At 72.5% G+C, this 19,436-nt stretch carries 13 protein-coding genes; 7 read left to right on the plus strand and 6 right to left on the minus strand.

Going from position 1 to position 19,436, the window contains the following annotated elements; all coding sequences use genetic code 11:
* The first annotated feature begins 146 nt into the window (after positions 1–146).
* A complete protein-coding gene (locus tag ACF1ED_RS08630) occupies positions 147–1,211 on the plus strand; it encodes a sugar ABC transporter substrate-binding protein (RefSeq protein ID WP_391757973.1) in 1,065 nt (354 codons plus the stop codon).
* A gap of 200 nt (positions 1,212–1,411) precedes the next feature.
* Here ACF1ED_RS08630 and ACF1ED_RS08635 read toward each other — a convergent pair whose 3' ends face one another.
* Entirely contained in the window at positions 1,412–1,867 is a 456-nt protein-coding gene (locus tag ACF1ED_RS08635; RefSeq protein WP_391757975.1) for a tellurite resistance TerB family protein, read from the minus strand.
* 432 nt (positions 1,868–2,299) lie between these two features.
* On the opposite strand from ACF1ED_RS08635, the gene ACF1ED_RS08640 reads away from it, so the two are divergent.
* Positions 2,300–2,602, plus strand: a complete 303-nt coding sequence (locus ACF1ED_RS08640) for a hypothetical protein (protein ID WP_391757977.1) — start codon at positions 2,300–2,302, stop codon at positions 2,600–2,602.
* A 404-nt stretch (positions 2,603–3,006) separates the two neighbouring features.
* On the opposite strand, the gene ACF1ED_RS08645 is transcribed toward ACF1ED_RS08640, so the two are convergent.
* A complete protein-coding gene (locus ACF1ED_RS08645; protein WP_391758727.1) occupies positions 3,007–3,981 on the minus strand; it encodes a LacI family DNA-binding transcriptional regulator in 975 nt (324 codons plus the stop codon).
* 358 nt (positions 3,982–4,339) lie between these two features.
* On the opposite strand from ACF1ED_RS08645, the gene ACF1ED_RS08650 reads away from it, so the two are divergent.
* Genes ACF1ED_RS08650 through ACF1ED_RS08660 form a run of 3 tightly spaced genes read left to right on the plus strand, consistent with a single transcriptional unit; the run spans position 4,340 to position 9,215 of the window.
* Positions 4,340–5,716 carry a ricin-type beta-trefoil lectin domain protein gene (locus tag ACF1ED_RS08650; RefSeq protein WP_391757979.1) on the plus strand — a complete coding sequence of 459 codons (1,377 nt, stop codon included), beginning with the start codon at positions 4,340–4,342 and terminating at the stop codon, positions 5,714–5,716.
* Between the two features lie 26 nt (positions 5,717–5,742).
* On the plus strand, positions 5,743–7,971 hold the full coding sequence (locus tag ACF1ED_RS08655; RefSeq protein WP_391757981.1) for an RICIN domain-containing protein: 2,229 nt from the start codon (positions 5,743–5,745) through the stop codon (positions 7,969–7,971).
* A 29-nt stretch (positions 7,972–8,000) separates the two neighbouring features.
* Positions 8,001–9,215, plus strand: coding sequence for a ThuA domain-containing protein (locus tag ACF1ED_RS08660; RefSeq protein ID WP_391757983.1), 1,215 nt, complete (start codon positions 8,001–8,003; stop codon positions 9,213–9,215).
* A 167-nt stretch (positions 9,216–9,382) separates the two neighbouring features.
* Here ACF1ED_RS08660 and ACF1ED_RS08665 read toward each other — a convergent pair whose 3' ends face one another.
* The 4 genes from ACF1ED_RS08665 to ACF1ED_RS08680 form a co-directional block, all read right to left on the minus strand.
* Complete coding sequence (locus tag ACF1ED_RS08665; protein WP_391757985.1) at positions 9,383–13,705, minus strand: molybdopterin-dependent oxidoreductase; 4,323 nt, start codon at positions 13,703–13,705, stop codon at positions 9,383–9,385.
* Between the two features lie 389 nt (positions 13,706–14,094).
* The gene (locus tag ACF1ED_RS08670) at positions 14,095–14,793 is read right to left on the minus strand and encodes an IMP cyclohydrolase (protein WP_391757987.1); all 699 of its coding nucleotides are present in this window, start codon (positions 14,791–14,793) and stop codon (positions 14,095–14,097) included.
* 241 nt (positions 14,794–15,034) lie between these two features.
* Positions 15,035–15,523, minus strand: a complete 489-nt coding sequence (locus ACF1ED_RS08675) for a MarR family winged helix-turn-helix transcriptional regulator (protein ID WP_391758729.1) — start codon at positions 15,521–15,523, stop codon at positions 15,035–15,037.
* 111 nt (positions 15,524–15,634) lie between these two features.
* Positions 15,635–16,135 carry a hypothetical protein gene (locus ACF1ED_RS08680; protein WP_391757989.1) on the minus strand — a complete coding sequence of 167 codons (501 nt, stop codon included), beginning with the start codon at positions 16,133–16,135 and terminating at the stop codon, positions 15,635–15,637.
* 166 nt (positions 16,136–16,301) lie between these two features.
* On the opposite strand from ACF1ED_RS08680, the gene ACF1ED_RS08685 reads away from it, so the two are divergent.
* Together ACF1ED_RS08685 and ACF1ED_RS08690 are read left to right on the plus strand one after the other, a co-directional pair.
* Positions 16,302–17,603, plus strand: coding sequence for a GAF domain-containing protein (locus ACF1ED_RS08685; RefSeq protein WP_391758731.1), 1,302 nt, complete (start codon positions 16,302–16,304; stop codon positions 17,601–17,603).
* Positions 17,604–17,712: 109 nt separating this feature from the next.
* Positions 17,713–19,236, plus strand: a complete 1,524-nt coding sequence (locus ACF1ED_RS08690) for an aldehyde dehydrogenase family protein (protein WP_391757991.1) — start codon at positions 17,713–17,715, stop codon at positions 19,234–19,236.
* Positions 19,237–19,436: the final 200 nt, after the last annotated feature.

Genomic DNA, 19,436 nt, shown 5'->3' on the forward strand with positions numbered 1-19,436 from the left:
CACCTGCCCTCTCCCGTTTCATCTATCGATGAAACGGTCCGTTGCGATCTCGTTAACTCTTCACTTCTTGACGGCAAAGTGCGGGCCGAGTTGACTTCGTGGCACCTCGGCCGCACCGTCGCGGCCTCGTCAGGGAGGCACCCCCCATGAACGCAACGACCCGTCGTGTCGTCACAGGCACGGCCGTGGTCTCGATGGCCCTCGCGCTCTCCGCGTGCGGCCAGGCCGGTGGTGGCGACACCCAGGACAAGGGAAGCTCGACCAAGATCGGTCTGCTCCTGCCGGAGAACAAGGCGGCGCGGTACGAGTCGCTGGACAAGCCGCAGTTCGAGAAGGCCGTCAAGGCCGCCTGTCTCGACTGCGAGGTCGTGTACAACAACGCCGTCTCCGACGTGGTGAAGCAGAAGCAGCAGTTCGACCAGATGATCGCCGACGGCGTGAGGGTCATCGCGCTCGCGTCGGTCGACTCCGCCAAGTCGGCGGGCTGGGTCAAGGAGGCGAAGGGCAAGGGCGTCAAGGTCGTCGCCTACGACCGCGCGATCGAGGGTGCGGACGCCTACGTCAGCCACGACAACTACAAGGTCGGCGAGCTCCAGGGCGAGGCCCTGCTGACCGCCCTCGGCGACAAGGCCGCCTCCGCCCGGATCGTCATGATCAACGGCGACGAGAAGGACCCGAACGCCGCCCTCTTCAAGAAGGGCGCCCACATGGCGCTCGACGACAGGGTCGGCAAGATCGCCTACGAGGCCTCCGGCGAGTGGGACCCGAAGGTCGCGGGCGAGAAGATGACCGCCGCCGTCTCCTCCGTCGGCAAGGACAAGATCGGCGCCGTCTACTCCGCCAACGACGGCATGGCGGGCGGCATCATCACCTCCCTGGAGAACGCCGGCATCAAGAACATCCCGGTCGGCGGCCAGGACGCCGAGGTCGCGGGCATCCAGCGCATCGTCGCCGGCACCCAGACCTTCACCATCTACAAGTCGCCGCTCGACCTGGCTCCCAAGGCCGCCGAGTTCGCGGTCGACCTGCTGATGGGCGTCCCGATCCACGCCCAGACCATGACCGACGGGGTGCCGTCGAACCTCCTCGACCCGGTGGTCGTCGACAAGACCAACATCCAGTCCACGGTCGTCAAGGACGGCATCTACGCCGCCGCCGACATCTGCACCGCGGACCTCGCCGCCAAGTGCGCCGAGCTGGGCATCGAATAGGCCTGCCGGCCCGGCTCCGCCGGCTCCGCGGCCACACCCGCGGCCACGCCTTCCCGGCGCTCATTTCAAGCCGTGGATTTCAGGCCATGACTTTCAACAGGTGAATTCAGTGCCCCCGCGAGCTCCGCACGCCGCGCAGTTCGCGGGGAGCCCTTCGAGGCCGACGCCGCCGCCTTACGAAGCGACAACCGCCTTGCCGGTCACAGGTCGAACTCGTGCGGCGGCAGGTCGAGCGTGAAGCACGCCTCACGCACGACGGCCTGCTCGGCCTTGTCGAAGTCCCCGTCCGCGCCGCCGATGACGATGCCGATCTGGATCACGGCACGCGCCTCGGCCGGCTTCTTCTTCGCCTTCGCGATCTCCTGGAGCACACTGACCTTCCCGAAGTCGAAGTCGGCCGTCAGCTTGTTCAGGTTCTCGTCGAACCGGCGCTGGAGGTCCAGCGCGTCGAAGTTCTGGAGCACCTCGTTGGTCGCGATGAGCTGGGCGACCCGTCGGCGCTCCGACGGGTCGATGCTGCCGTCCGCGGCGGCCACCAGGGCGCACATCGCCATGGACGCGTCGCGGAACGCCCCGGACTTGAGGTCGTTCTTCTTCGCCGTCAGCTGCGTCTGCATCGTCGACGCCGACTCCTTGATGCGGTCCCACAGGGCCATCGAGAACTCCCTCACAGATATGGACGGCCACCCGGGCCGGATGGGGGTGGGGCGGGGTGACCCGGGCGAACCTTCTTCTACATTACTGTAGAAGTTATCAGGTCCCGCCCGGCCCCTCCCCGGGAACCCCGGGGCCGGCGACAGCGAGCTCCTTCAGGGTGGCCACGGGCAGAGACGGGCCCCCTGCCCGCCACCACCAAGAAGGGCCGGGTCGTCCGCCCCCGGACCTGCACCAGGGGCGTCACCGGAGCCTCCGGCGGTCAGGTCGACGTGCTGAAGCGAGCCCACCGCCTGGACACGGCCGTGGCCGAACGGCCCGCCCTTCGCCCGTCGCCGACCCCGAGGCCCGGTCCATGGACACGGCCCCGGCACGAGGCGGTCGACTTCGACGACGCCGCCGAGCTGAGGCGTCGCCCGGGCACGACGGCGTTCGTGGTGCTGTCCCCCTTGACCGGCGTGCGCCCTGGGGAAGCGCTGGGCCTGTGCTCAGGATGCTGCCCCGGCCCCGAACCGGGCGAGGGCGGCCAGACCGGCCGGCACTTGATCCGGGGCCACGAACACAGGACCGCGATCGACGAGAACGACAACCCCCTGTCGGCCGGAGTCGAACGGGAGGTTTCCCGGGTGGCCATCGCGCCCGCCGTCAATGCCGTCCGTGTACTGGAGCGGATGGTGCCGCCGGGGCACCTGCCGTCCGACCGTCAGGCACACGGCCTGCGTGTCGGCCGGTCCTGACCCTCCGGCCCGCTGAAGCACGCCACCGTCCGGGCCCGCATCGAGTACGTCGTGACGTGGGCGAACGCTGGGGCGGCCCGCCGGCAGCTGCCCAGCGAAACCGTTCCGCCCGATCCGCACGGGAGGATCGGATCCAGGCGTTTCCGCAGGTCGCCGCCCTGGCACATCGCCCGCCGCCTCGGCCCCTCGCAGGACGAGGCCCCGCCGCACCGGGCCGCGCGCCCCGCACGACTCGCACGCGCGGACGCGGAGACGTCCCCTCCTCCTCTCCCCCGGCGCGCGCCTCTCCCGTCAGGCGGGCTCGAGTCCGGCCGGACGCTGAACACCGGCCCTCCCCGTGGCCGGACGCTGAACACCGGCCCTCCCCGTGGCCGGACGCTGAACACCGGCCCTCCCCGTCCGCCTCAGGCGGATTCGCGTACGACGAGCTCGGTGGGGAGGACCTGCGGTTCGTCCGGCAGGGGTGCGCCGCGGAGCCGGGCGAGGATCAGCCCCGCGGCGGTCGAGCCCATGGCCCTCATCGGCTGCCGGACGGTGGTGAGGGGCGGTTCGGTGTGCCGGGCCATGGGCAGATCGTCGAAGCCGACGACGGCGACGTCGTCGGGCACGGTGCGGCCCGCAGCGCGTATCGCGCTCATGGCCCCGGCGGCGATCAGGTCGTTGTGCGCGAACACCGCGTCGAAGTGCCGGCCTTGGGCGAGGGCATGTTCAACGGCGGTCCGGCCCGTCTCCCAGGTGAACTCGCCCTCGCACACCAGTGCGGGAGGGAGCGTGTCGGCGAACCCCTCCAGACGCTCGCGAACGCAGCCGAAGCGGGCAGGGCCCGTGATGACCAGCGGACGCCGGCGGCCGGAGGCGTGCAGTCGCGCGGCGGCAGACTCCCCGCCGGCGCGGTTGGTGGTCGCGACCGACGGAAGTCCGGGCTGGTGATGGCCGTGGTCGTCGATGAGGACCACCGGCATGCCACCCCGTCGCATCTCGGTGACGGCGCCGAGGCCGCCGTCCGGCACGATCACCAGCAGGCCGTCGAAGGCCCGCGCGGAGAACTGGGTGGTGAAGTGGGCCATCGACCTCGCCCCACCCGCCGAGGTGAACAGCAGCAGACCGTATCCGGCCGCCTCGGCCTCGTCGGCGACGCCCTGAAGCACTTCCCCCATCCACGGCCACGTCAGAGACGGGATGAGCATGCCGAGCACCTGGCTGCTGCCCCGCGCGAGATGGACAGCGCCCGACCGCGGCACGTACTCGAGCCCGGCCATAACTTCCCGAACGCGCGTCGCGGTGACGGCGTCAACCTCGCCCCGAGTGTTGAGGACGCGGGACACCGTGCTTTTGCTGACGCCGGCCGCGCGTGCGACGTCGGAGATCGTGACAGGCACCGGTGAGCCTCCCTGGCCTGACATCGTTGCCGGAACCGGTTCCGGGATGCCGGTGGCGAGTCAACAGCTCGCCGGACGCAGCGTCAAGGCTTCACACCGGAATGGGCGGAACAGCAAGCTCCAGGCGCTGTAGGCGAGTTGGGCATTCAAGAACCGAACGCACGGTCTTGACGTGTCTGGTTCAGACCTTTAGGTTCCCGGCTCAGAACACGAGGCGTCACCGGCCTCCTTCGGCTCACGGCCTCGGAAGCACCGAGCTCGTCACGCGACGGCGAGCTTCTGCTCCGACGCCCATCCGGCCTGTTTCCGCGATCCATGCCCCACCGACGAGCCCGTCCGCTAGTCGAGAGGACCCCCCATGCCCTCCCATCGCACGACCAGGCGCGTGCCGCTGACCCTGGCCGCACTCTCCCTCGCCGCCGGCAGTCTTACGCTCTCCGCCGGCACGCCCGCCGAGGCGGCCTCCGGCCGGATCACCGGCATCGGCGGCAAGTGCGTCGACGTCGCCGGCGCCAACCCCGGCAACGGCACGACCGTGCAGCTGTACGACTGCAACGGCACCGCCGCCCAGACCTGGGACGTCGGCGCCGACGGAACGATCAAAGCCCTGGGCAAGTGCCTCGACGTGGCCTCCGGCGGCACCGCCGACGGCACACGCGTCCAGCTGTGGGACTGCAACGGCACCGCCGCCCAGCGCTGGAGCGTCAACGCCGCCCGCGACATCGTCAACCCGCAGGCGGACAAGTGCCTGGACGCCACCGGCAACAGCTCCGCCAACGGGACGGCGCTGCAGATCTGGAGCTGCACCGGCGCCGCGAACCAGAAGTGGACCGCCCCGTCCGGCGGCACCGGTCCGGTGCCCGGCGGGAACATGGCGGTCGCCCCGTACCTGTACAACGGCTGGGGCAGTCCGCCGAGCCCGACGACGGTCATGAACGCCACCGGAGTCAAGTGGTTCACCCTCGCTTTCGTCCTCAGCAACGGCTACTGCAACCCCCAGTGGGACGGCAACCGCCCTCTCACCGGGGGAGTCGACCAGCAGACGGTCAACACCGTCCGCGCGGCCGGCGGCGACGTCATCCCGTCCTTCGGCGGCTGGAGCGGCAACAAGCTGGAGAGCTCCTGCTCCAGTGCCGGCGAACTGGCAGGCGCCTACCAGAAGGTCATCAACGCCTACGGCCTGAAAGCGATCGACATCGACATCGAGGCCGCCGCCTACGACAGCCCCGTCGTCCAGCAGCGGACCGTCGACGCGCTGAGGACCGTGAAGGCGAACAACCCCGGCCTCAAGGTGTACGTCACCTTCGGGACCGGTCAGAACGGGCCCGACACCAGCCTCATCAACCGGGCCGCCGCGGCCGGCCTCTCGGTCGATTCGTGGACGATCATGCCGTTCAACTTCGGCGGCAACGGCCAGAACATGGGCACCCTGACGGTCCGGGCTGCCGAGGGCCTGAAGACCGCGGTGAAGAACGCGTACGGCTACAGCGACGACCAGGCGTACCGGCACACCGGCATCTCCTCGATGAACGGCGTCACCGACGTCGGCGAGACCATCACCCAGAACGACTTCCGCACCATCCTCGCCTACGCCCAGCAGCGTCACCTGGCCCGCCTGACCTTCTGGTCCGTCAACCGCGACCGCCCCTGCACCGGCGGCGGCGCCGACACCTGCTCCGGCATCGCCCAGCAGCCGTGGGACTTCACGAAGATCCTCGCCGCCTACACGGGCTGACCCGCCGCCCTCCACGAAGGAGACCCATGCACCTGATCCCCCGCACCGCCGCCGCGCGGCGGGCGGTACCCGGCTCTTCCCGTACGCGCGGCCGCTACGCCGCCTCCCTGACCGCCGGCGCGGTGTTCGGCTCGCTCCTGATGGCCCTCGCTCCGGGTGCGGCCGCCGCCGAGATCCCCACCGGCACGGTCACCGTAGCCAACGCGGGCAACGGCAAGTGCCTCGACGCCCGGGCCGCCGCGACGGCCGACGGCACGGCCGTGCAGCAGTACGGCTGCAACGGGACGACCGCTCAGCAGTGGACCGTGACCGCGACCTCGGACGGCCACGTACGGATCGGCAACCGCAACGACCCGGCGCAGGTCGTCGACGTCACGGACGTCTCCACCGCCGACAACGCCCCCCTCCAGCTGTGGACCTACGGGGGCGGCCTGAACCAGCAGTGGCGGGCCGTGGACGAGGGGGACGGGACCTTCCGGTTCGTCAACCGCAACAGCGGAAAGTGCCTCGACGTCCCGGCCGCCTCGACCGCCGACGGCGTGCAGCTCGTCCAGTACACCTGCAACGGCACCGCCGCGCAGCGCTTCCGTGTGACCCCGGTGAGCACCGCGCCGGGCGACGTGGACCTCGGGCCGAACGTGACCGTCCTCGACCCGTCGATGTCCTCGGCCGCGATCCAGGGCCGGCTGGACACGATCTTCCAGCGTCAGGAGACGAACCAGTTCGGCCAGGAGCGCCATGCGATCCTGTTCAAGCCCGGAACGTACGACAATGACGTGAACGTCGGCTTCTACACGCAGGTCCTGGGCCTGGGCACCTCGCCCGACTCGGTGAACGTCAACGGCGCCGTGCACGTCGAGGCCGACTGGTTCCCGCCGCAGAACGCCACCCAGAACTTCTGGCGCGGTGCCGAGAACCTCTCCGTCACGCCCACCGGCGGCACCGACCGCTGGGCCGTCTCGCAGGCGTCCGCCTACCGCCGGATGCACGTCCGGGGCAATCTCGAACTCAGCGACGGCGGCTGGTCCAGCGGCGGTTTCATCGCCGACAGCAAGGTCGACGGCCAGGTCCGCTCCGGCACCCAGCAGCAGTGGCTCACCCGCAACTCCCAGCTCGGCAGCTGGACCGGCTCCAACTGGAACATGGTCTTCGTCGGCAGCCAGGGCGTCCCCGCCACCAGTTTCCCCAACCCGCCGCACACCACGGTCGACCGCTCGCCCGTCACCCGCGAGAAGCCGTACCTCACGGTCGACGCGTCCGGCGCCTACCAGGTGGTCGTGCCCCCGCTCCGCACCGACTCCACCGGAGCGGGCTGGACCGCCGGCGCCCCGGCGGGCATACGGCTCGGCATGGACACCTTCTTCGTCGTCAAGCCCGGAGCGACTGCCGGCCAGATCAACGACGCTCTCGACGCGGGCAGGAACCTCCTGGTCACCCCTGGGGTCCACCACCTCGACCAGACCCTCCGGGTCACCCGCCCCGACACGGTGGTTCTCGGTTTGGGTCTGGCCACCTTCGTCCCGGACAACGGCATCAAGGCCATGGCCGTCGCGGATGTCGACGGCGTGAAGATCGCCGGCGTCCTCTTCGACGCCGGCCCCGTCAACTCGCCCGTTCTCCTCGAAGTCGGCCCCACCGGCGCCGGCGCCTCCCACGCGGCCAATCCCACGTCGCTCCACGACGTGTACGTACGGGTCGGAGGCGCCGGCGTCGGCAAGGCCACCACCAGTGTCGTCGTCAACAGCGACCACGTCATCGGCGACCACATGTGGATCTGGCGCGGCGACCACGGCAACGGCGTCGGCTGGACGGTCAACACCGCGGACACCGGCCTCGTCGTCAACGGCGACGACGTCACCATGTACGGCCTGTTCGTCGAGCACTACCAGAAGTACCAGACGGTGTGGAACGGCAACCGCGGGCGGACGTACTTCTACCAGAACGAGATGCCGTACGACCCGCCCAGCCAGGCCGCCTGGATGAACGGCTCTACCCAGGGCTACGCCGCCTACAAGGTCGCCGACTCCGTCACCAGCCACCAGGCGTACGGCCTCGGCAGCTACTGCTACTTCAACGTCAACCCGCGCGTGGTCGCCGAGCGCGCCATCGAGGCGCCCAACCGGCCCGACGTCCGCTTCCGCAGCATGGTCACCGTCTCCCTCGGCGGCACCGGCACGATCCGCCACGTCATCAACGACCGCGGCGGGCCGTCCAACTCCTCCACCAACGTCGCGAACCTGGTGAGCCACCCGTGAATCGACTCCTCCTCGGGCTTGTGGCCCTGATGTCGCTCTTGCTCGGATCCACAGCCACCTCGGCCCTGGCCGCGCCGGCGGCTCCGGACTTCCGCGTCCTGGCGTTCTCCAGCGGCACCTGGGACGCCGCCCACATCGACTTCGTCAAGGAAGCCAACGACTGGTTCCCGCGCACCGCGGCGGCGAACGGCTTCACCTACACGGCCACCACCGACTGGAACCTCCTCGCCAACGGCGGCGTCGACGCCTACGACGTCGTCCTCTTCCTCGACGACGCCCCCAAGACCGCGGCCCAGCGCGCCGGCTTCGAGCGGTACATGCGGGACGGCGGCGCGTGGCTCGGGTTCCACGTCTCCGCGTTCACCACCGACGCCTCCTCATGGCACTGGTACTACAACCAGTTCCTGGGCAGCGGCGACTTCCGCTCCAACACCTGGGGTCCCACCACGGCGATCCTGCGCACCGAGAACGCCAGCCACCCCGTGGCGAGCGCCCTGCCGGGGACGTGGACCTCTGCGGTCAGCGAGTGGTACAGCTGGTCGAACAACCTGCGCAACAACCCTTCCATCAAGGTTCTCGCCTCCGTCGACCCGTCCGGCTTCCCCCTCGGCACCGACCCCGACCAGTCGTGGTACGGCGGCGACTACCCGATCGTCTGGACGAACAGCAACTACCGCATGCTGTACGCCAACTTCGGCCACAACGCCATGAACTACTCCACCAACACCCGGACGTCGTCCACCTTCGCCTCCGCGACGCAGAACCGGCTCCTCGTGGACGCTCTCAAGTGGCTCGGCAACGCCCCCGTGGCCACCGACCCCTGGTACTCGCTCACCTCCCAGGCCAACGGCTTGTGCGTCGACGCCCGCGCGGCGGCCACCGCCAACGGCACGGTGGTCCAGCAGTACACGTGCAACGCCACCACCGCCCAGCAGTTCCGCCTGACCGCCACCGACAGCGGGTACGTCCGGCTGGCCAACCGCAACAACCCCGACCAGGTCCTCGACGTCACCGGCGTGTCCGGCGCTGACAACGCGCCGATCCAACTCTGGTCCTACGCGGGCGGCGCCAACCAGCAATGGCGGGCTGTCGCCGAGCCGGCCGGCACCCACCGCTTCGTGGCCCGCCACAGCGGCAAGTGCCTGGCCGTCGCCACCACGGCCGCCACCGACTCGGTCCAGCTCGTCCAGCGGCCCTGCGACAGCACCCCTTCGCAGAGCTTCCGCCTGGCCCCTCGGCCCTGAACGAGAAGCTGCGCCAGCAGTGCGGCGCCGGGCCCAGCCGCTGGCCCGGCGCCGCAGCCGCAGCCACTGACACGCGACACGCGAAAGGCTCGTGTTCTCGCACCCCGCCCCCGGTGGCTTCGACGCGAGTGCCACAGCGTCCAGGTCACCGGGCCCGCCCCTCGCGTTCAGTAGACGTCGCGGACGTACCGCTTCTCCGCCGCCATCTGCTTCACGTACACGGCCGCTTCGTCCTCGCTCATCCGGCCGTGCCGGGCGACGAGTTCACGGAGGGCCCGGTCGACGTCCTTCGCCATGCGGGCGGCGTCGCCGCAGACGGCGAGGTGGGCGCCGTCCTGGAGCCAGGACCAGAGGGCCGCGCCGTGCTCGCGCATGCGGTCCTGGACGTAGACCTTGGCGCGCTGGTCACGGGAGAAGGCGGTGTCCAGGCGGTCGAGGTGCCCGGTCGCCAGGTGGGCCGCGAGTTCGTCGCGGTAGTAGAAGTCGGTGGCCTCGCGCTGCTCGCCGAAGAAGAGCCAGTTGCGGCCCGTGTGCCCGCGGACCAGGCGGTCCTCCAGGAAACCGGCGAAGGGCGCCACGCCCGTCCCCGGACCGACCATGACCAGGGGGGCGGCGGGGTCGGCGGGCGGGCGGAAGTGCGGGGAGCGCTGGACGAAGACCTGGACGGGGCCGTCGTCGGCGTGGTCGGCGAGGTAGGCGGAACAGACGCCGGTGCGGTCCCGGCCCCGGTCGTTGGCGTAGCGGACGACGGAGACGGTGAGGCGGACCTCGCTCGGGTGGGCGAGGGGGCTGGAGGAGATCGAGTAGAGCCGCGGCTGGAGGCGTTTGAGGACCGACGTCCAGTCGGCGGCGGAGGCGCGGACCGGGTAGGAGGCCAGGAGGTCCGCCGCCTGGAGGCCCCAGCTCCACTTGGCGAGTTCGTCCTTGTGGCCCGGGCGGAGCAGCCGCTTGAGGTCCTGGCTGCCGGTGCGCTCGGCGACGAACCTGAGCAGGTCCGGCGTGATGCGCGTGATGTCGAGGCGGGTCCGCAGCGCTTCGGCCAGGGGCAGGGGGCCCGTGGCGCTGTCGCCCGCGGCGACGGGTTCGGAGGGGTCGAGTCCGGTGAGGGCGAGCCACTCGGCCACCAGCTCGGTGCTGTGGGCCGGCCACACCCCGAGGGCGTCGCCCGCCTCGTAGGCGAGTTCGCCGCCCCGCGTGTCGAAGGCGAACTGTCGCACCTCCTTCTGGGAACCGGGCAGACTCAGCAGCCTGTTGCCGACGAGGAGCGTGGGGAACGGCGACGCCTTCGAGAAGGACTTCCGCTCCGCCGGCCCCGCCGGGGACCCGGCCGTGCCGCGCGGGGGACGGGGCGCGCGGGGCTCCGGGGCGGGCGCGGTCAGCAGGGGCACGAGGGCGGCGAGCCAGGCGGCGGAGGCCTCGTCGTGGTCGGGTTCGCAGTCGGTACGCGGGAGCAGGCGGCCGGCGCCGAGTTCGGCCAGGCGCTCGTCCACCCGGCGCCCGTGGCCGCAGAAGTCGTCGCAGCTGGAGTCCCCGAAGGCGAGGACCGAGTAGCGCAGGCCCTCCAGGCGCGGGGCGTCGGGCGCGCTCAGCGCCTCCCAGAAGGCCGCCCCGTTGTCGGGGGCGTCGCCGTCGCCGAACGTACTGGTCACCACCAGCAGGTCCGTGTCCGCGCCGATCCCCGCGAGGTCGGCGCCCTCCATGGGGAGCAGCGCCGGCCGTCGTCCGGCCTCGGACAGCCGGGCGGCGGCGGTCGCGGCGAACTCCTCGGCGGTGCCCGTCTGGGAGGCCCAGAGGACGAGGAGCCGGCGGGTGGGAGGCTCCGGCCGCTCGGGGCGGTCCGCGGGCGTGGCCCGGGCGGGCGGGGTGGAGGCGAGCGGCGCGGCCCCGGGTGCGGAGGGGAGGGACGCGGGGGTTCCGGGCGCGACCGTGCGGGAGAACATGCCGGCCAGGACCCCGTCGACCCAGAGGCCGTGGTCGGGGGCGAAGGGGGCCGAGGGCGGCAGGACCGGGACCCCGCCGCCGGCGATGGGGGCGGAGGCGGCGGGAGCTGACGAGGGCGCGCCGGCAGTGGCGGTGGCGGCGGAGAGCCCGGAGAGGAAGCCGGCGAGGTAGCGGCGCTCCGGTTCGGAGAACGCGGGCGGGACGAGGTCCGTGACGCCGAACAGGCCCGCGAGCGCCGCCGCCGGCGACGACGACGCCCCGGGCGCGGCCGTCGCGGTCGGGTCCCCCGTCGTCATGCCCTCGCTCGGCGCCGCCCGTCCCTCCGCGGCGGGTTCCTCGGCGGGCCGGCCGGCGGGCACGGGGGCGACGGTCTTCGCGAGGGTCACCGCGCACGCCTTGAACTCGGGCTGGAAGGAGAGCGGGTCGACGGCGTCGTTGGTGACGGCGTTGACGCTCAGGTACTCGCCGAAGAGGTCGTTCCAGTGGAAGGGGGCGAAGCAGGTGCCCGGCAGGACCCGGTCGGTCACCACGGCGGGCAGGACGGCGCGGCCCCGACGCGACGCGATCTCCACGTGGTCGCCCTCGCCGACGCCGAGGGGGGCCGCGTCCTGCGGGTGGACCTCGACGAACGGGCCGGGGTTCAGCTTCGTCAGTCTGGCGACCTTGCCGGTCTTGGTCAGGGTGTGCCACTGGTGCTGGAGGCGCCCGGTGTTGAGGACGAACGGGTAGTCGTCGTCGGGGAGTTCGGCGGCAGGGAGGTGCGGCCGGGCGAAGAGGCGGGCCCGTCCGCTCGGCGTCGGGAAGGCGAGGCGGGGGCGGCTGCCGTCCGCGCGCTCCAGGAGGGTCTGGCTGGTGCCGTCGTTGAGGTAGCGGACCGGGTTGCGGTCGGGGCCGTCGGCCGTGGGGGCGGGCCACTGCACGGGGGTGGCGCGCAGCCGCTCGTACGAGATGCCGCGCAGGTCCCAGCCGGTCTGCGGGTTCCACGCCCGCTTGAGCTCGTCGAAGACCTCCTCGGCGGAGGCGTACGTGAACGCCTCCTCGAACCCCATGGCGCGGGCGACCCGTGCGATGAGCTGCCAGTCGGGCAGGGCCTGGCCGGGCGGGTCGACGACGCCCTTGACGAGGGTGAGGTCGCGTTCGGAGTTGACCATGACGCCGTCGGACTCCGCCCACAGGGTGGCGGGCAGGACGACGTCGGCGTAGGCGTTGGTCTCGGTCTCCGCGAACACGTCCTGGGTGACGACGAGTTCGGCCGCTTCGAGGGCGGCTATGACGGTCTTGCGGTTGGCGACGGAGGCGACGGGGTTGGTGCAGATGATCCAGCACGCCTTGATGTCGCCGGCCGCCATCCTTTCGAACATCTCGACCGTGCCGCGCCCGGTGTCCGTGCGCAGCGAGCCCTCCGGGACGCCCCACAGCTCCTCGGTGAAGGCGCGGTCGGCGTCCACCAGGACGGATCGCTGCCCGGGGAGGCCGGGCCCCATGTAGCCCATCTCCCGGCCGCCCATGGCGTTGGGCTGGCCGGTGAGCGAGAAGGGGCCGGCGCCGGGGCGGCAGATGGCGCCGGTGGCGAGGTGCAGGTTGACGAGGGCGTTGGTGTTCCAGGTGCCGTGGGTGGACTGGTTGAGGCCCATCGTCCAGCAGCTCATCCACGCGCCGGCCTCGCCGATCCAGCGGGCGGCCTCCCGGATGCCGGCCTCCGGGAGGCCGGTGATCGCGGCTACCTCCGCGGGCGGGTAGGCGGCGAGGAAGGCGGGCATGGCGTCCCAGCCCTCGGTGTGCTCGGCGAGGAACTCCTCGTCGATGTGGCCGTTCTCGACGAGGAGGTGCAGCAGGCCGTTGAGCAGGGCGAGGTCCGTGCCCGGCTTGATCTGGAGGAAGAGGTCGGCCTTGTCGGCGGTGGCGTTGCGCCGGGGGTCGACCACGATCAGCTTCGCCCCGGCCGCCTTGATCCGCTCCGCCATCCGCAGGAAGAGGATCGGGTGGCAGTCCGCCATGTTGGAGCCGATCACGAGGAAGACGTCGGCGTGGTCGAAGTCCTCGTACGAGCCGGGCGGCCCGTCCGCGCCGAGCGACAGTTTGTAGCCGGTGCCGGCGGAGGCCATGCACAGGCGGGAGTTGGACTCGATCTGGTTCGTCCGCACGAACCCCTTGGCCAGCTTGTTCGCCAGGTACTGCGCTTCCAGGGACATCTGCCCGGAGACGTAGAACGACAGGGCGTCGGGCCCGTGCTCGTCCAGGATGGCGCGGAGCCGCCGCGCCACCTCGGCGACGGCGGCGTCGACGTCCGCGGCCACGGGTTCCGCCCCGCGCCCGGCCCGCACGAGCGCCGTCGACGCCCGCCCCGGGGCGGCCATCATGTCCGCGCTCGTGGCCCCCTTCGTGCAGAGCCGCCCGCCGTTCGCGGGGTGGGCCTTGTCCCCGGTCGCCCTGACGGCCGTACGGCGCCCGGTCGCCGGGTCCCTCACGACGTCGAGGACGATGCCGCAACCGACCCCACAGTACGAACAGGCCGTACGCACCGACCCGTCCCCCGTCTCCGGCGACACCACTGGCACCCCTCCACCCACGCTCCCACGCTCCCACGTGGGAAATCTCCCACGTCAGAGACGGTAGGAAGGCCGGGTTTCCGGTCGATCACACGCTTCACCCGCGAGGGGTTACACCGCGCGCACGCCGGGGCGGGGCGAGCGGTGAGGCTGCGCCCCGGAGGGAGGCTCCGCCCCGGGAGGGAGGGGCTGCTCCGGGGCGACGGGTGGGCACGGGCGGGACGCCGGGGACGTTTCCCGCCGGCCGTCCCTTCGAGGCAGGCGGGTGGAGGCAGGAAGCCCTCGCCCTTCCCCGGAGCGGTACCGGCCCCCCTCCCCGGCCCGTGCCGGCTGCCGGATGTCGGCTGTCGGCTGTCGGCTGTCGGCTGTCGGCTGTCGGCTGTCGGCTGTCAGCTTTCGGCCGGAGCCGCCTGCCGGATGTCGGCCTCGGCGAGGCCGCCGGGCGAGAAGACCGCGGCGGCGATCCGGAGCCCGGCCGGCAGGACGGACCACAGCTCGGTGAGGAGGTCGGCGCGGTTCCCGGCGTCGACGCGGACCTCGGCGAAGGGGTCGCCGGTGGCGATCTCCTGTCCGTCCGAGCGGTAGGTCGTCATGAGCACTCCCTCGCCGGGCCCCAGGCCGTCGACCCGCAGGGTCAGCCGGTTGGTGTCCGCGCGTGCCCCCGCGCTGTGCCGTGCCGCGCCGAACCAGGCCGGCCCACTGCCCCTGCCGTCGGCGACGACGGTCAGGCGGGGGGTGAAGATCGGCGGGTCCGGTTCGTAGTCCAGTCCGTCCAGGGCCAGGGCCGGGTGCTCCCCGGAGTCCAGCCGGTCGGCGACCGCGGCGACCTGCTCGCCGTTGCCGAAGACCAGCCGGTGGCCGCTCTGGCGGGCGGCGACGTAGTGGCGCAGGTGATCGTGCGCGCTCGCCTCGGAGGGGGCGACGATCAGCGTGCCCTCCGGAGTGCGGTGCAGCGTACGGGCCTGGGAGGCGCGGCTGCGCCCCGTGAGGAAGTACGCGCCGAGGAGGTCGCCGTCGCCGGTACGGCACCACAGCACGCCCCGTCCGGGATAGTGGTTGTCCGTCAGCACCTTGTCCAGCCTGTTCACCGAGTTCAGCACCCCTCCGACCGCTACGTGTCCCCGCATCGGCGTCGACATCGATTTCGGCACCGGTTCGGGCACCGGTTTCGGCATCGGTTTCGGCATCGGCGTCGAGCGGGCTGTCGACGACATCCAATCCGATCAAGGAACGCCGCCCTCCCCCGGGGTCTCGCCAGGCGCGCTTCCAGGGTGTCGGCCGGGGCGCTCCCCGTCTCCCGGCCGAAACCGGCGCCGGAACGGCGGCCCGTCATTCGGGCAGGTTTCCGTCGCCCCCCATGTTGGCGACCATGCGGCGCAGGACGTTGATCGTGGTCGCGAAGTCCGCCGCGTCGACGCCCTCGTGCACCCGCCGGTGGACGCGCAGGTTGCGTTCCCCGGCGCGGGCCCGGCCCTCCTCCCCCGCCGCGGTCAGCGTCATGCGCCCCGTGCCCTCCTCCTCCGTCAGCCAGCCGCGGGCGGCGAGGTCGTCGAAGACGCCGTGGAAGTCGGTTCCGGCGTCGTCCCACCGCGCCAGTCGCCCGGCCAGTTCCGCTCGGTTCCACCGGCCCGGGGCCCCGGCGACGTGGTTGAGGGTCCACCAGTGCGGCTGCGTGAGGCCTTCCACCGCCAGCTGTTCGCGGAGGGCTCCGACGACCAGGCGGAAGGCCATGCCGCTCCAGGCGCCGATGGGCTGCGCGGCGAGTTCCCGCTCCGGGTAGTCCTTGAGCGTCCCGTCCCCGTCCGCACCCCTGTTCACGTCTCCCTCACCGTCCGCGTTCACGCGCCCCTCCACGTTCACGTCTCCGTGCGCGTCCACGTGCCGCTCCTTCCGTTCGTCGGGTCAGCGGTACGCGGTCACCGTAGAAACTCAGGTTCGGTCGAGGTCAAGGCGTTCGGCCGACAGGCGGGCTCGCGCGGCCACGCGGATGCGCCGGGTGCGGCCGCCGGCCGCCAGAGTCCTCAGGGCCCCGGCGGACGGGCACGTCTCCGCCGTGCGGAGCTGGAGCCAGTTCGTGGCGGCGAGCAGGGCCTCGGCCTCCCACGGCTCGCCCAGCGTCATGGCCCGCAGCAGGGTCCACTCGCGCAGCCGCCGGGCGGAGAAGGCGTCCGCTTCCACGGGGCCGGTCAGCTCCGCGCACCAGGAGGGGTAGCCGGGGGTCGTGAGCAGTTCGGCGGCGCGCCGGTCGAGGTAGGCGCGGACGGCGCTGTTCGCCGGGCCAGGGACCGGGTCGGGGTCGGCGAGGACGCGGGTGACGAGGGCGGGCGCGTCCTCCGCCGTGACCGCGTCGAACGCCCGGCGGTAGCGGGCGAACCGCGCGTGCTCGTCCGGCTCCCGGCCCGTGTCACCGGCTGTCGCCCGCTCGGTCATGATCACCACCACCCCCGCACAAGTGTGCCAGGAAGGGATCGCGCCCTTCGCCCGGTGGTTCCGCTGCGCCCGCGTGGACGTGACCGCCCTCGGGCCGGCCGCTCCCGGACAGGAGGCATATGCGGCCCGGTCGCGGTCCTTGTCGGCGGCGGGCCGGGACACGACGATGTGCGCCTGGGAGCCGTACGACCTCGATGGGGAGGCCGAGTTGAGCGAGGCGACGACGCGGAGGGGCGGGCGGCGCGAGCCGTGGCCCGTGTCACGGCCGGGAGCGCGGCCCGCGGTGCGGGCGCTGGTGGCGGAGTCGTGGCGGCGGTCCGAGCGGGCGCGGGTCAGCCGGGACGGGGCGGCGCCGATGGAGCTGGACGAGGAGGAGCTGGCGGCGTACCGGGAGGGGCATCCGCTGGTGGCGGCGATGCCGGTGATCCGGGAGCTGCTCGGCGCCGACGCCCGGGACGGCGGGCATCTGCTCGCGGTGTGCGACGCGGGCGGCCGGCTGCTGTGGGTGGAGGGGGATCCGGCGACGCTGCGGCAGGCACGGCGGATGAACTTCGTGGCCGGGGCCGGCTGGGCGGAGGCGGCCGCGGGGACGAACGCACCGGGGACGGCGCTCGCCGTCGGCCGGCCGGTGCAGGTGGTGGCGGCCGAGCACTTCCGTCCGCCGGTGCGGGACTGGACGTGCGCGGCGGCGCCGCTGCACGATCCGCGCAGCGGGCGGCTGTTGGGCGCGGTCGACCTGACGGGCGGTGCGGGGCTCGCCCATCCGCACAGCCTCGGTCTGGTGCGGGCGGTGGCGCGGGCGGCCGAGGCCCAGCTGGCGCTGCTCGCCCCGGAACCGGCGCCGGGCCGGCCGCGGCTGACCGCGCTGGGCCGGGACGAGGCGCTGCTCGCGCTGGACGGACGGCGGCTGCGGCTGAGCCGGCGGCACAGCGAGATCGTCGTGGTGCTCGCGCACCGTCCGGAGGGGGTGTCGGGCGAGGAGCTGCTGACCCTGCTGTACGAGGACGGGTCGGTCACGCCGGTGACGCTGCGCGCGGAGCTGTCCCGGCTGCGGGCGCTGCTCGGTCCGGGGTTGCTGCGCTCCCGTCCGTACCGGTTCGCCGGTCCGGTGGACGCGGACTTCGCGGCGGTGGACCGGCGCCTGGCCTCGGGGGCGGTGGCGGCGGCCGCCGGGGACTACGCGGGCCCGCTGCTGCCGGGATCGGCCGCGCCCGGGGTCGTACGCCTGCGGGAGCGGCTGGCGGACCGGGTGCGGGCGGCGCTGGTGGCGCGGGCGGATCCGCTGCTGCTCGCGGACTGGGCGCACAGCGCGTGGGGCGAGGAGGACGTGGAGGTGTGGCGGGCGCTGTGCGCGGCGGTGCCGGCGGCGCAGCTGGCGCCCGTACGGGCCAGGCTCGACCGCCTGGAGGCGGAACTGTCCGACGGCGCAACGGGGTTGCAACGTCCGTTTCCGCACACTCGGCGGTGAGAGAGCGCCGGTCGTGACGACGGCGCGCACCGTCCGGCCCGCCGCGCGTGCCCGCCTTCCAATGGCCCGCGGGGTCCGGATCCCGTCCGACCCGCAGGGAGGTCCGCCCATGACCCGTTACGCCGCACCGGGTACCGAAGGCGCGCTCATGGCGTTCGCGCCGCGCTACGACCACTGGATCGGCGGCGAGTACGTCGCCCCGGCCGGCGGCCGGTACTTCGAGAATCCGAGCCCGGTCGACGGCAAGCCGTTCACCGAGATCGCCCGGGGCACGGCCGAGGACGTCGAGCGCGCCCTGGACGCGGCGCACGCGGCCGCCCCGGCCTGGGGGCGCACGGCGCCGGCCGAGCGGTCGGGGGTGCTGCTGCGGATCGCCGACCGGATGGAGGCGAACCTGGAGGCGCTCGCGGTCGCGGAGACCTGGGACAACGGCAAGCCGGTCCGGGAGACCCTCGCCGCCGACATCCCCCTCGCCATCGACCACTTCCGCTACTTCGCGGGGGCGCTGCGGGCGCAGGAGGGGGCGCTCAGCCAGATCGACGAGGACACGGTGGCGTACCACTTCCACGAGCCGCTGGGGGTCGTGGCGCAGATCATCCCGTGGAACTTCCCCATCCTGATGGCGGTGTGGAAGCTCGCCCCGGCGCTGGCGGCGGGGAACGCGGTCGTGCTGAAGCCGGCCGAGCAGACCCCCGCGTCGGTGCACTACTGGCTGAGCCTGGTCGCCGACCTGCTGCCGCCGGGCGTGCTGAACGTCGTCAACGGCTTCGGCGAGGAGGCCGGCAAGCCGCTCGCCTCCTCGCCGCGGGTGGCGAAGATCGCCTTCACCGGCGAGACGTCGACCGGCCGCCTGATCATGGAGTACGCCGCCGCCAACCTGAAGCCCGTGACGCTGGAGCTGGGCGGGAAGTCGCCGAACATCTTCTTCGACGACGTGTGGGCGGCGGACGACGACTTCCGCGACAAGGCGCTGGAGGGCTTCACGATGTTCGCCCTCAACCAGGGCGAGGTCTGCACCTGTCCCTCGCGGGCACTCGTCCAGCGCGGCTGCTACGGCGAGTTCATGGAGGCGGCGGTCGCCCGCACCGAGGCGATCGTCGCGGGCCACCCGCTGGACCCGACGACCATGATCGGCGCCCAGGCGTCGGCGGAGCAGCTGAAGAAGATCCTCTCCTACCTGGAGATCGGCCAGCAGGAGGGCGCGAAGATCCTGACGGGCGGTCAGCAGGTGGGCCACGGCGGCGACCTGGAGGGCGGCTACTACATCCAGCCGACCGTCTTCGAGGGCGACAACCGCATGCGGATCTTCCAGGAGGAGATCTTCGGCCCGGTCGTGGCGGTGACCTCCTTCACGGACTTCGACGACGCGGTCCGGACGGCGAACGACACCCTGTACGGCCTGGGCGCCGGCGTCTGGACCCGCGACACGAACACCGCCTACCGCGCCGGCCGCGCCATCCAGGCGGGCCGCGTCTGGACCAACTGCTACCACGCCTACCCGGCCCACGCCGCCTTCGGCGGCTACAAGCAGTCGGGCGTCGGCCGCGAGACCCACAAGATGATGCTGGACCACTACCAGCAGACGAAGAACATCCTCCAGAGCTACTCGCCGAAGAAGCTCGGGTTCTTCTAGGGGCCCGCGAAGAGGCGTCTGAACTGGGCTTTTGCCCGGCAGACGCCTCTCGCTCGCCCTCTGCGGGAACGGGCCGCGACTACATCGAGCGTCCGGGCGTCGGAGCCGCGGTGATCGCGCGGGGCGCTCGCCTCGACCGGCACCGCGGCCTTCCCGGCGGCGCGAGCTTCCGAGGCGGGCCCGGGACGCCCGCCCCGGCC

The organism is Streptomyces sp. NPDC014656 (assembly GCF_043084305.1).
In the GTDB taxonomy this organism is placed as follows: Bacteria; Actinomycetota; Actinomycetes; order Streptomycetales; family Streptomycetaceae; genus Streptomyces.

Bases quoted from the DNA above. Each gene is read 5' to 3' on its own strand.
- ACF1ED_RS08630 (WP_391757973.1), top strand. From the start codon at position 147: ATGAACGCAACGACCCGTCGTGTCGTCACAGGCACGGCCGTGGTCTCG.
- ACF1ED_RS08635 (WP_391757975.1), bottom strand. From the start codon at position 1,867: ATGGCCCTGTGGGACCGCATCAAGGAGTCGGCGTCGACGATGCAGACG.
- ACF1ED_RS08650 (WP_391757979.1), top strand. From the start codon at position 4,340: ATGCCCTCCCATCGCACGACCAGGCGCGTGCCGCTGACCCTGGCCGCA.
- ACF1ED_RS08655 (WP_391757981.1), top strand. From the start codon at position 5,743: ATGCACCTGATCCCCCGCACCGCCGCCGCGCGGCGGGCGGTACCCGGC.
- ACF1ED_RS08660 (WP_391757983.1), top strand. From the start codon at position 8,001: ATGTCGCTCTTGCTCGGATCCACAGCCACCTCGGCCCTGGCCGCGCCG.
- ACF1ED_RS08680 (WP_391757989.1), bottom strand. From the start codon at position 16,135: ATGACCGAGCGGGCGACAGCCGGTGACACGGGCCGGGAGCCGGACGAG.
- ACF1ED_RS08685 (WP_391758731.1), top strand. From the start codon at position 16,302: ATGTGCGCCTGGGAGCCGTACGACCTCGATGGGGAGGCCGAGTTGAGC.
- ACF1ED_RS08690 (WP_391757991.1), top strand. From the start codon at position 17,713: ATGACCCGTTACGCCGCACCGGGTACCGAAGGCGCGCTCATGGCGTTC.